General features: G+C 55.2%; 9 protein-coding genes. 2 read left to right on the forward strand and 7 right to left on the reverse strand.

The window, feature by feature from the left end:
- The first annotated feature begins 85 nt into the window (after nt 1-85).
- On the forward strand, nt 86-2,449 hold the full coding sequence (locus ACIGCM_RS18575; RefSeq protein WP_397503534.1) for a PepSY domain-containing protein: 2,364 nt from the start codon (nt 86-88) through the stop codon (nt 2,447-2,449).
- A 358-nt stretch (nt 2,450-2,807) separates the two neighbouring features.
- Here ACIGCM_RS18575 and ACIGCM_RS18580 read toward each other — a convergent pair whose 3' ends face one another.
- The 7 genes from ACIGCM_RS18580 to ACIGCM_RS18610 form a co-directional block, all read right to left on the reverse strand.
- Nucleotides 2,808-3,794 carry a peptide ABC transporter ATP-binding protein gene (locus tag ACIGCM_RS18580; RefSeq protein WP_397503535.1) on the reverse strand — a complete coding sequence of 329 codons (987 nt, stop codon included), beginning with the start codon at nt 3,792-3,794 and terminating at the stop codon, nt 2,808-2,810.
- A complete protein-coding gene (locus tag ACIGCM_RS18585; protein ID WP_397503536.1) occupies nt 3,794-4,768 on the reverse strand; it encodes an ABC transporter ATP-binding protein in 975 nt (324 codons plus the stop codon). The genes ACIGCM_RS18580 and ACIGCM_RS18585 overlap by 1 nt, the downstream gene beginning before the upstream one ends.
- A gap of 10 nt (nt 4,769-4,778) precedes the next feature.
- Entirely contained in the window at nt 4,779-5,690 is a 912-nt protein-coding gene (locus tag ACIGCM_RS18590) for an ABC transporter permease subunit (protein WP_397503537.1), read from the reverse strand.
- A gap of 11 nt (nt 5,691-5,701) precedes the next feature.
- Complete coding sequence (locus tag ACIGCM_RS18595) at nt 5,702-6,712, reverse strand: ABC transporter permease subunit (protein ID WP_397503538.1); 1,011 nt, start codon at nt 6,710-6,712, stop codon at nt 5,702-5,704.
- A 103-nt stretch (nt 6,713-6,815) separates the two neighbouring features.
- Nucleotides 6,816-8,432 (reverse strand): ABC transporter substrate-binding protein, encoded by a 1,617-nt coding sequence (locus tag ACIGCM_RS18600; protein ID WP_397503539.1) that lies wholly within the window; start codon nt 8,430-8,432, stop codon nt 6,816-6,818.
- Nucleotides 8,433-8,537: 105 nt separating this feature from the next.
- Nucleotides 8,538-10,139, reverse strand: a complete 1,602-nt coding sequence (locus tag ACIGCM_RS18605; protein ID WP_397503540.1) for an ABC transporter substrate-binding protein — start codon at nt 10,137-10,139, stop codon at nt 8,538-8,540.
- A gap of 231 nt (nt 10,140-10,370) precedes the next feature.
- Nucleotides 10,371-11,084, reverse strand: a complete 714-nt coding sequence (locus tag ACIGCM_RS18610) for an SIMPL domain-containing protein (RefSeq protein ID WP_397503582.1) — start codon at nt 11,082-11,084, stop codon at nt 10,371-10,373.
- A 343-nt stretch (nt 11,085-11,427) separates the two neighbouring features.
- On the opposite strand from ACIGCM_RS18610, the gene ACIGCM_RS18615 reads away from it, so the two are divergent.
- On the forward strand, nt 11,428-12,681 hold the full coding sequence (locus ACIGCM_RS18615; protein WP_397503541.1) for an ATP-binding protein: 1,254 nt from the start codon (nt 11,428-11,430) through the stop codon (nt 12,679-12,681).
- The last annotated feature ends 3 nt before the right edge of the window (nt 12,682-12,684 follow it).

Below are 12,684 nucleotides of genomic sequence, written 5' to 3' on the forward strand. Positions count from 1 at the left end.
TTTTATCAAATAATATCGTGTCTCGTTTCGCTGTCTGTCTGAGTGGCTCAGGCATTGTCTGCAGTAATGGGGTTGGGGAATCAGGGTGTTTAAGAAAATAGTCTTTCAATTGCATTGGTTTTTCGGCATCAGCGCAGGGTTGGTCCTGGCGCTTATGGGCGTAACCGGTGCGATGTACAGTTTTGAACATGAAATTGTTCAACTGTTGAACCCTTCAGCAGTGATCAATGACACTGGGGAGCAGCGCTTGTCTCCGGCTGAACTGGTGCGTAAAGCTCAGGATGACAGCGGTAAAACGGTTTCAGGCATGTTCTATCAAGAACAAGGCAGCGAGCCGACCCGGATTTTTTTCACCCCGCCACCCGGCCAGCGCAGGGGTGAGTCGCGCATTGTTGACCCCTATACCGGCGAGCAAATGGCAGCCTTGCGTGGCGAGGGCTTTTTGGGGTTTGTCTTGCAGTTGCACCGGTTTCTTGCGGTGGGTGAGGTTGGTAAGCAAATAACCGCCGCCAGCACCCTGGCATTGGTGTTCTTTTGTTTGTCTGGCTTGTATTTGCGCTGGCCGCGCCAGGCGGCGAGTTGGCGTGCATGGTTGACCCTGGACTGGGCGCGCAAGGGCCGCAGCTTTAATTGGGATTTGCACGCAGTCGCCGGCACATGGTGTTTGCTGGTGTATTTACTGGCCTCCATCACTGGGCTGTATTGGTCATATGATTGGGTGCGTGACGGCTTGACCCAAATGCTCGGTGACGAGCAAGCCGGGCAGCAGCGCAAAAAAGGCCGTGGCCGTCCGGGCTCAGAATCACAGGGCCCCGCGCCAGTGGTGGATTACGACAAAGTGTGGGCGAGTATTCAGCAAACGGGTGGTGAGCGGCTTCAGGCTTGGAGCTTGCGTTTACCGCCGGTTGCCGGTCAGCCCGCTCAGGTGTTTTACATACTCAGTGATGCCGAGCATCCGCGCGCGTTTAACCTGATGGAGTTAAACCCTGAAACGGGCAAGGTCGCCCGTGATGACCGCTACAGCGACAAAAGCACCAGTGCGCAATTGTTGGCCAGTGTTTATCCGCTGCACACCGGGGAGTATTTCGGTTTGGTCGGGCGGATTATCGTGATGGTCGTCAGTTTGTTGATGCCTTTGTTCGCGATCACCGGTTGGCTGCTGTACCTCGACAGACGCCGGAAAAAACGCGCGGTACGCATTGCTCAGCAAGGCGTTGTGAAGGGCGTATCAAGTGGTGAAAGTTGGTTGGTTGGGTTTGCCAGCCAAAGCGGCTTTGCTGAGCAACTGGCATGGCAAACCGCTGGGCAACTGCAAGCGGCAGGGCTTGTGGCCGATGTGCAGCCCTTGGCGAAAATTAATCAGCAGGTGCTGAGCAAATCGCACAACGCTTTGTTTGTGATCAGCACCTTTGGTGATGGTGAAGCGCCAGACTCTGCGCGTGGTTTTGAGGCCTCGGTGTTGGCCAGCAGCATGGCGCTGGGCACTATGCGCTATGCCGTTCTGGCCTTGGGTGATCGCCAGTATCAGCAGTTTTGTGGTTTTGCCCTGCGCGTTCAGCAATGGCTTGATGGTCAAGGCGCGAATAGTTTGTTTGCCCCGGTAGAGGTCGATGCAGGCGATGTGCATGCGATCAATCAGTGGCAACAACAACTGAGCGTCGTCACCGGTGCCGATGCCGTGCTCTCCCCTGAGGAGCCATTCCTAAACTGGCGCTTGCATGCGCGTGAGTGTTTGAATCCCGACTCAGCAGGTTTGCCAATGTTCTTGTTGGGTTTACAACCTCCCGCCAATGCGCAGTGGCAGGCTGGGGATATTTTACAGGTTCGCCCCGCTAACGATCCCAGCCAAAAGCCACGGGAATACTCAATCGCCTCCCTGCCAAGTGACGGTGTGCTTGAGCTGCTGGTGCGCCAAGAGCGCCATCCAGATGGTTCGCTTGGCTTGTGTTCCGGCTGGTTGACCCAATCTGCTCAGCCGATGCTTGATCTAGAGGCGCGCCTGCGGCGAAACAACGCGTTCCACCCGCCGCAAGATGATCGGCCGGTCATCTTGATTGGTAACGGAAGTGGTTTGGCGGGGTTGCGCAGCATTATTAAAGCGCGCATTCAGCAAGGACGACATCGCAACTGGTTGCTCTTCGGTGAGCGTAACCGTGCCCATGATTTTCTTTGTCAGAAAGAGTTGTTGGAGTGGCAAAGCAAAGGGTATGTGCAGCAGCTTGATCTTGCGTTTTCGCGTGATCAGGCCGATAAGTTGTATGTGCAGGATCAGTTAAAGGCATCTGCTCAACAGCTGTGCGAATGGCTTGATCATGGCGCTGCGATTTATGTATGCGGCAGCTTGCAAGGCATGGCTGCCGGGGTTGATAAAGTCTTGCGTGAGGTGCTTGGCGACGAGTCGGTGAATCATTTGCAGGAATCCGGACGTTATCGGCGTGACGTGTATTAGCTTCATTTCGGCGGTTATGCGTGGACGTAAATGGTGGCCGAAAAAGGCGTCGACCACCCTACGGGTGTTGCGCGCTCGGGCGGTGATGGTGGCTGTTGTAGGGTGTGTCAACGCGAAGCTTGGCCACCATTTTGTGGAGAATCCGGCGGGTATGCGTGGACGTAAATGGTGGCCGAAAAAGGCGTCGACCACCCTACGGGTGTTGCGCGCTCGGGCGGTGATGGTGGCTGTTGTAGGGTGTGTCAACGCGAAGCTTGGCCACCATTTTGTGGAGAATCCGGCGGATATGCGTGGGCGTAAATGGTGGATGAAAAGAGCGTCATCCACCCTTGCGTGCCGTCAGGTTTGGGACACCCGGTTAGGTGTTGATGGTTTCTGCGTGATGGCAAGCCACTTGCCGTGAGTCAAGCAAGCGCAGTTCAGGGCGTTCACTCTCACACAATGGGGTCGCATATGGGCAGCGCTTGTGGAAGGCGCAGCCGCTTGGCGGGTTCAGCGGGTTTGGCAGCTCGCCACTGATTTTGATCTTGGGTTTGTTTGGGTCTGGATGAATTGCAGGCGTCGCCGATAGCAGCGCCTGGGTATAAGGGTGCAGCGGGCGTTGATAAATCTGCTCGCTGGGGCCCATTTCAGCCGGTCTGCCGAGGTACATCACCAGCACGTCATCGGCCACATGGCGCACCACCGATAGGTTATGCGAGATAAAAACATAGCCGGTGTTGAGCTCTTCTTGCAGGTCCATAAACAGGTTTAGCACCTGCGCCTGGATCGATACATCCAATGCTGAAGTCGGTTCGTCTGCTACCAATACCTTGGGCGTCAGCATCATTGCACGAGCCAAGGCAATGCGCTGACGCTGACCGCCGGAAAACATATGTGGGTAACGCTGGTAATGCTCAGGGCGCAAGCCAACTTGTTGCATCATCGCCTGAACTTTTTCCCTGCGCTCATGCTTTGACAGTGATGTGTTTATCAGCAACGGCTCGGCCAGTTGATCGCCGATTTTCTGCCTTGGATTGAGCGATGCATAGGGGTTTTGGAAGACCATCTGTACATCACGGCGCAGCTGTTTGCGCTGGGCTTTGCTGGCCCCGTTCACTTCTTGCCCGGCGATTTGCAGTGAGCCTGAGCTGGGTTCCTCAATCAAGGTCAGTGCGCGTGCCAGGGTTGATTTTCCACAACCGGACTCACCGACAACCGCCAAGGTTTTACCGGCTGCCAATTCAAATGAGACGCCGTTGAGTGCCTGCACTGTGGCGCTGGGCTGGAACAAGCCTGTGGAAACTGAATAGTGACGGGTCAGGTCGCGTGCAGACAGCACGCTGTTAACTGTAGGTGCGCTCATCAAGCCACCTCCGAATGCAAATTAAGCGGGAAGAAGCAGCGCACAGCGCCTTGCGCATGCGCTTCGAGTTGAGGACGTTGCTGGCGGCATTGCTCCTGGACATAAGGGCAGCGTGGCGATAGCAGGCAGCCTTGCGGTCGGTCATAGCGGCCCGGAACAATACCCGGCAAGGTCGACAAACGTTCGGCACCCAGCGAGTGCTCGGGGATCGCCTTGAGCAGTGCCTCGGTGTAGGGGTGAGTCGGGGTGTTGAACAGCTCAGGTACTGTGCCGACCTCGACCGCTTGGCCGGCGTACATCACGCATACGCGTTGCGCTGTTTCAGCCACCACTGCAAGGTCGTGGGTGATCAGCACCAATGCCATCTCTTGTTCGCGTTGCAGGTTGAGCAGGAGTTCCATGATCTGCGCTTGAATGGTCACATCAAGAGCGGTGGTGGGCTCATCGGCAATCAGCAACTTAGGTTCGGCGGCAATCGCCATGGCAATTGCTACTCGCTGGCTCATACCGCCGGACAACTGATGCGGATAGGCACCGAGACGACTCGCTGCGCCCGGTATTTCAACTTTTTCCAGTAACTCCAGGGCCCGCTGGCGCGCCGCCTTACCTTTAAGGCCCATGTGTTGGCGCAGCACTTCCTCGATTTGGAAGCCCACGGTGAAACTTGGGTTCAGGGCGGTCATCGGGTCTTGGAAAATCATCGATAAGTCTTTACCGATGATGTGCCGGCGCTGCTTACCTTTAAGGCGCAGCATGTCGGTGCCGTCAAACTGCAAACTGTCGGCTTTGACTTTGCCCGGTGCTTCGATCAAGCCCATCAGGGCCATCATGGTCACTGATTTACCTGAACCCGATTCGCCAACAATTGCCAGCACTTCACCTTTATCAACACTGATGTCGAGGCCGTCAACAACGGGTACAGCATTTTCGTCGCCAAAGCGTACGCTGAGGTTTTTAATATTAAGCAAGCTCATCGTCGGCTCCTCAAACTGCGTTTTTGAGTTTCGGGTCTAGCGCATCGCGCAAGCCGTCGCCCATCAAGTTGATTGCCAGCACGCTGAGCAAGATGGCCAAGCCGGGCAAGGTTACAACCCACCAGGCGCGTTCAATATAATCGCGGGCAGAGGCCAGCATGGTGCCCCACTCAGGGGTCGGCGGTTGGACGCCAAGGCCAAGAAAGCCCAGCGCGGCAGCATCGAGAATCGCCGATGAAAAGCTTAAGGTTGCCTGCACAATCAGCGGTGCCATGCAGTTGGGCAGCACGGTGACAAACATCAAACGTGGCAAGCTGGCTCCGGCCAAGCGGGCTGCAGTGACGTAATCACGGTTTAACTCGACCATCACGGCGGCGCGGGTCAGGCGTACATAAGAAGGCAGGGAGACAATCGCGATTGCGATGACGGTGTTGATCAAGCCTGGGCCGAGGATGGCTACAATCGCTACTGCCAGAAGCAAGGACGGCAGAGCCAGCATCACATCCATCAAACGCATGATTCCCGGGCCCAGTAACCGTGGGAAGAAGCCGGCGACCAGTCCGAGAAAGATCCCGGGGATCAGTGACATCAACACCGATGCCAAGCCGATCATCAGCGACAACCGTGCCCCGTGAATCAGTCGAGAAAGCAGATCGCGGCCAAGCTCATCAGTCCCCAGCAAGAACTGCCACTGGCCGCCCTCAAGCCAAGGTGGCGGCGTGAGCAGGAAGTCCCGAAATTGCTCGCTCGGGTTATAGGGCGCAATCCAAGGCGCAAACAGCGCGCAGAACACAATCAGGATCATAAATATCAAGCCCGCCACTGCACCCTTGTTGTGGGCGAAGGCTTGCCAGAATTCTTTGAGTGGTGAAGGGTAGAGCATGCTCTGATCATTCGCCGGGAGGGCGTTAGTCGTTGTCATTTCAGGCCTCCTTAGCGCTGATGGCGAATGCGTGGGTTAGCCAAGCCGTAGAGGATATCGACGACGAAGTTGACCATGATGACTAAGCAAGCAATCAGCAAGATGCCGTTTTGCACCACAGGATAGTCACGGGCGCCAATCGACTCGATCAGCCATTTACCGACGCCAGGCCAGGAGAAAATGGTCTCAGTCAGAACCGCACCTGCCAGCAGTGTCCCGACCTGCAAGCCGATGACTGTCAGCACGGGAATCAGCGCGTTGCGCAGACCATGAACGAACACCACGCGTGCGGGCGACAGGCCTTTGGCCCGCGCAGTGCGTACGTAGTCTTCGCGCAGTACTTCGAGCATTGCCGAGCGGGTCATCCGGGCGATGACTGCCAATGGAATGGTGCCCAATACTATGGCTGGCAAAATCAGATGTTGCAGGGCGTCGACGAACGCGCCTTCTTCATCCGAGAGCAAGGTGTCGATCAGCATAAAGCCGGTGCGCGGTTCGATGTCGTAGAGTAAATCGATGCGCCCGGATACGGGCGTCCAGCCGAGCCAGACCGAGAAGAACATGATCAGCAGCAGGCCCCACCAAAAAATTGGCATGGAGTAACCGGCCAGCGATATGCCCATCACTCCGTGATCGAACAACGAACCGCGTTTGAGCGCGGCAATCACCCCGGCAATCAACCCTAAGGTGCCCGCGAACAGCAGGGCAGCCAAAGACAGTTCCAGGGTCGCCGGGAATAGGGTGATGAACTCATGCCAGACACTTTCGCGGGTGCGCAGCGACTCGCCCAAATCACCCTGTGCGAGGTTGCCAATATAATCAAAGTACTGGGCATACAGCGGTTTATCCAAGCCCAAACGGTGCAGCGCTTCTGCGTGCATGGCTGGGTCGACTCGGCGTTCACCCATCATCACTTCGACGGGGTCACCGGGGATCATGCGAATTAACGCAAAGGTAAGGAGGGTGACGCCAAAGAAGGTTGGGATCAGTAGTCCCAGACGCCTGGCAATAAAAGACAACATAGGGTTTTAACACTCCAGCAATTTTTCAGTTCACTGCGCTACGTGGCTCAGCGATGTTTTTATAACCAGTGGCAACATGGCCAAATTAGCCCTGTTGCGGCCTCTACGGTTTAAGGCTCACTTTGGCGAAGTTATTTGAGCCCATTGGGCTCTGCACAAAGCCCTGCACATTGCTGCGCAGGGCGGTGAATTGTTTCGGGTAGGCGAGGGCAATCCATGGCGCCTGATCCTGAAATACTGACAAGGCTTCACGGTACAAGGCTGCGCGCTGCGAACGTTGACTCACGCGGCGTGCTTCATTGAGTAAGGCGTTGAAGTCTTTGTTACACCAGCCAGACATATTTTCGCCCGACTTGGCGGCAGCGCAGGACAGGTTAGGCGAGAGGAAGTTATCCGGATCACCGTTGTCCCCTGCCCAGCCCATGAATACCAAATCATGCTCACCGTTTTTCGCCCGCTTGATCAGCTCGCCCCACTCATACACGCGAATATCCGCAGTGATACCGATTGCGGCGAGGTCTGCCTGAAGCATTTGTGCACCAATACCGGGGTTGGGGTTAGTAGGGCCGCCGCCCGGGCGCGTCCAGATCGACAGCTTGAAACCATCGCCATGTCCTGACTCTTCAAGTAGTTGCCGTGCACGCTTCAGGTCATGGGGCCAGCCGAGCAACTGCTCATCGTGGCCCCAAAGAGTTGGCGGGTAAGGTGCAACAGCGGGTGTTGCACCATCTTCGCCATATTGGGCACGGACATAGGCGGCCTTGTCGAAGGCCATATTCAGCGCCCGGCGCACGCGGACATCATCCAGCGGTGGGCGTCGGGTATTGATTGCGATGTAAGCGGTCAGGAGTGAATCCAGTGCCTGGATCTTTATTTCAGGGCTGGTTTTGAGCGCCGCAATATCGGTTGGCCGCGGGTACAGCGCAACCTGACAGGCATTGGCTTTGAGTTGTTGAAGCCGCACATTTGGGTCTGGGGTGATGGCAAACAACAGTTTTTTGATTGCCGGCACCGCGTCCCAATAGTCAGGGTTGGCGTGGAATCGAACTTGCGCGTCTTTACTGTAGCGGTCAAACACAAAGGGGCCGGTGCCAATCGGCTGGCTGTTGAGTTGTTTAGTCTTATTTTGCGCGAGCAGTTGGTCGGCGTACTCGGCGGAATAAATAGAAGCAAATCCCATGGCCATATCGGCAAGAAAGGGGGCTTCGGGGTGATTCAGGGTGAAACGCACGCTGTAGTCGTCGAGCTTGTCGATGCGTTGAATCAGGCTGGCCATGCCCATTGATTCCGCATAGGGAAAGCCGCGTAGCGCTTGGTCATGCCACGGGTGTTTTGGATCAAGCTGGCGGTTAAAGCTCCACAGCACATCGTCGGCATTGAAGTCGCGCGTGGGGGTAAATGTTTTCGAGTGTTGGAATTTAACGTTCTTGCGCAGGTGAAAGGTGTAGGTCAGGCCATCTTCAGAAATATCCCACGTTTCAGCCAGTGCCGGTTCGAGGTCGGTGGTGCCGGGTTTGAAGCGAACCAGTCGCTCAAACAGGGTTTCGGCTGAGGCATCTGCGGTGACTGCCGCAGTGTATTGAGCAATATCAAAACCTTCTGGGCTGGCCTCGGTGCAGACAATCAAGCTGTCTTCGCTAGCGGCTTCTGCGAAGCTGGCACTAAGACTGATGCCGAACAAAAGCAGGCTGAAATATAACAGTGATTTGGGCTTGGGCATTGAATGATCCCTGGTGCGTAATCGGAATGCGAGCAGCAGCCGGGTAGGCTGCTGACGCCCGGTTACCCAGCTGACACATAGTCGGCTGGGTAACAGCTGCTAGGGTTATTTCTCGACGCTTACGCCGTAGAACGAGTTAAGCCCGAATGGACTGATTCTGAAGTCCTTAACTGTTTTGCTCATTGGCTGGTAGACCGTTGAGTGGGCAATCGGCGTGATTGGCACGTTGTCCTTGAGGATGTGTTGAGCCTGCATGTAGAGCTTGCTGCGCGCGTCTTTGTCGTTGAGGGTTTTGGCTTTTTTGACGAGTCCGTCATAGTCTTTGTTGCACCAGCGGCTGTAGTTGTTACCGCCGATGGAATCGCAACCATAGAGCACGCCCAGCCAGTTATCCGGGTCACCATTGTCACCGGTCCAGCCGATCAGCAATGCATCGTGTTCGCCTGCTTTGGCGCGCTTGTTGTACTCGCCCCATTCATAGCTGACGATCTTGGCTTTGATACCAATCTTGGCCCAGTCAGCCTGAAGCATTTCAGCCATCAGTTTGGCGTTAGGGTTGTAGGGACGCTGAACTGGCATGGCCCACAACGTGATCTCAGTGCCTTCTTTTACGCCGGCATCTTTCAACAACTGCTTGGCTTTCTCTGGGTCGAAGGCGGCATCTTTGATGCTGTCGTCGTAGGACCATTGTGTTGGCGGGATGCTGTTGACTGCCAGCTGACCGGCACCTTGGTAGACCGCGTTGATAATGGCTTTTTTGTTGACTGCCATGTCCAGCGCCTGGCGCACTTCGAGCTTATCGAATGGCGGGTGTTCTATGTTGTAGGCGATGTAGCCGAGGTTGAAGCCAGCTTGATCCGGCATCTGCAGCTTGGTATCACTTTTGAGTGAGTCGAGGTCGGCAGGGCGCGGGTAAGCGGTAACCTGACACTCGCCTGCTTTAAGTTTTTGCATGCGTACCGAGGCGTCGGTGTTGATGGCGAAGATCAGGTTGTCGATCTTCACATCGTCGGGCTTCCAGTACTCTTTGTTGCCGGTGAAGCGAATCTGCGCATCCTTCTGATAACGCTTGAACACAAATGGGCCAGTGCCGATTGGCTTCTGGTTGATGTCACTGGCTTTGCCTTCTTTTAACAGTTGCGCTGCGTACTCAGCGGACTGGATGGAGGCGAAGCTCATGGCCAGGTTCTGGATAAATGCAGCGTCTACGGTATTGAGGGTAAAGCGCACCGTCATGTCATCGACTTTATCGATTTTGGCAATGTTTTGATCCATGCCCATGTCGGTGAAATAAGGGAATTCTGTTGGGTAAGCTTTGCGAAATGGATCGTCTTTGTTAAGCATGCGATGAAAGGTGAAGAGCACATCATCTGCATCAAAATCACGGCTTGGTTTGAAGTAGTCAGTGGTATGAAACTTCACGCCGGGGCGCAGGTGGAAGGTATACGTCAGGCCATCGTCGGAAATATCCCATTTCTCGGCAAGACCCGGAATCACTGTAGTGCCGCCCCGCTCAAACTGAGTCAGACGGTTGAATACGGTCTCTGCGGCCGCATCAAAGTCGGTGCCTGTGGTGTATAGCGCAGGATCGAAGCCTGCAGGGCTGCCTTCTGAACAAAAGACTAGATTGCTTGCTGCCTGAGCAAATGGCGCACTGGCGATCAGCCCAGCTACCAGCATTGCCTGGATGACGGCATTCTTACGCATAGAAACCTCATGTTTGTTGTGGTTATGTTGAGGGGCCTCTTATGGAGACCTTAGGTGAAACTATGCAGGGCACATGCCGGAGACAAGTGCGCTAAGTCATAAACTGGCTTATCAGTAGGTGTGGTGTACGTTGCTGTCGCATTTAGACAACGTTGGCGGCTCAATATGGCGAAACGCCGCTATAGGAGCATAGCGGCGCTGGGCAAAATTGGTGCTTTGAAGTGTTACTTTTTAGGGCATTAACACTTCAATAACACCATCGGCATTGACTGTGACCTGGCTGGTGCCTGCCTCAACTTCTGGTGGCGCTGAATCCATCATCATTTTCATGTTGCCGGCGCGAGCCATACGTACAGGCATCGGGGTTTGGAAGCCGCCGCTGTTGATATTCAGGCTCACCAGCTTGTAAGTCTTGCCGCCTAAGGCTTGGGTCGCCAGTTCCGCGCGCGCTTTAAATGCATCCACAGCATCTTTGAGCATGGCGTCTTCTTTGGTCTTGCGCGTGTTGTCGGCAATGCTGAAGCTCATAGAACCCATTTGCATGGTTTTAAGCATTTCACCTGTGAGCTTTGAGAGTGTCGCAAAATCTGCGCTTTCAAGGCGTATCTCCGCGCGCTCACGCCAGGCGATGATCTTCTTACCTTTATCGTCATACACCGGGTAGCTGTTACGGCTGCCGGTGGCCACGCTGACGCCATCTGCCGCACGGGCTTGCTTGAGCGCCGCGTTGAGTGTTTGGGTGACCTCGGCGGCCAGCTCCGCAGGGTCGGTATTTTGCGACTCGGTATAAAATGTCACGTGCATCAAGTCATGGGCAATTTCTTCGCTGACCTCTGCGCGCAAGGCCACTTGGTTGTAGCGGGCGTCATCAGCATGTGCCGAGATGCTGAGTAGGCTGCCTGCGCTGAGGAGGAGGGCGGCAGCTAGGCTTGGGAGGCGTGACATTGATTGCATGGAGACTTCCTTAATTGTCGGGTTACTAGGTTCAAAAGGGTAGACGGAGTCTGTTGCGAATTGGGGTTAAACAATTTTAAAAAAAATGGTCGTGGTTCCTACCGCGTTAAAAACCTGCTCATCTACACTGAAGAGGCGCCGCCGCTTCATCGCTCTGAAGGTGAGTCAGCTAGGTTTTTCTGTTGAGCGTTAAGTTGCTTTGAGTGGTTCGATCAGACTGTGTTCAGTCAGCATTAATTGCTAAATAATTCGGCTGCGGCGTGTTGACGCACTTAGGTGTGCGGCTGCTTGGTTATACTCGCCAGACTCTTATAAAGGTGTTTTTGGAGAGCCTATGCTCGCCCCGGTGCAGTTATTGTCGGCCAGTCGACAGAACCTCAGGCGTCTAATTCTGATCCGTTTTTTAGTGCTCGCTGCTCAAGCGGGTGCGGTAGGGCTTGTCTATAAGTCTGGCTTGCTGGTGCTGCCGTGGTTTGAGCTCAGCGTTACTTTAGGCGTGTCGCTGGTTCTGTGTTTACTGACTGCGCTACGCCTGCGTGGCCCTTGGCCTGTGACTGAGCAGGAGTATGCTCTGCAACTCAGTTTCGACTTGATCATCCACAGTGTGCTGCTGTTCTACTCGGGCGGGTCGAGTAACCCGTTCGTGTCTTATTATTTAGTGCCCTTGACCATTGCGGCGGCTACCTTGCCATGGCTGTACACCGTGACATTATCGGGGTTGGCATTAACCGGTTACAGCGTGCTGCTGGTTTGGTCCCACTCAATTGCGGTGCCGCTGGAACAGCGCGAGAGCCTGCTGGTTTATGGCATGTGGCTGAGCTTCGCCATGGCAGCAGGTTTGATTACCTTCTTCGTTGCAAAAATGGCCGAAGAGCTTCGCGGTCAGGATCAACAGCGTGCAGAGCGCCGTGAAGAGAACTTGCGAGATCAACAACTGCTAGCCGTTGCGACTCAGGCTGCCGGGGCTGCACATGAGTTGGGTACGCCTTTGGCAACCATGAGTGTGTTGATCAAAGAGTTGCGCCGTGAGCATCCGGAGCCATTACTGCAAGAAGACCTGGCGGTGCTGCAAGAGCAAGTGAAACTGTGCAAGGACACCTTGCAACAGTTGGTGCGTGCCGCTGAGGCGGATCGTCGGCAAGCGATTGTCGAGCAATCGAGTGTTGAATGGCTTGAGGTCACCCTCAATCGATGGCACCTGATGCGTCCGGAAGCGAGCTATCGGTATCAGTGCCTAGGCCGGGGTACGCCGCCGCGTTTGATGCCACCGGCGGATCTCACTCAAGCGCTGCTTAACCTGTTGAATAACGCCGCTGATGCCTACCCCGACAAGTTGGATATCCGCCTTGATTGGGACCACCAGTGGCTGTATCTAACCATCCGCGACTTCGGTGCAGGTGTCCCGCTGGCGATTGCCGAGCAGTTAGGCCGACCGTTCTTTACCACCAAAGGCAAAGGCTTTGGTCTTGGGCTGTTTTTAAGTCAGGCCAGCGTTACGCGCGCGGGTGGTACGGTTAAACTGTATAACCATGAAGAGGGTGGCACGCTCACCGAACTGAAACTGCCGCGCGCTTATGGCCATGCGTAAACG

The sequence above is a fragment of the Pseudomonas sp. NPDC078700 genome, from assembly GCF_044542375.1.
Taxonomy (GTDB): Bacteria; Pseudomonadota; Gammaproteobacteria; order Pseudomonadales; family Pseudomonadaceae; genus Aquipseudomonas.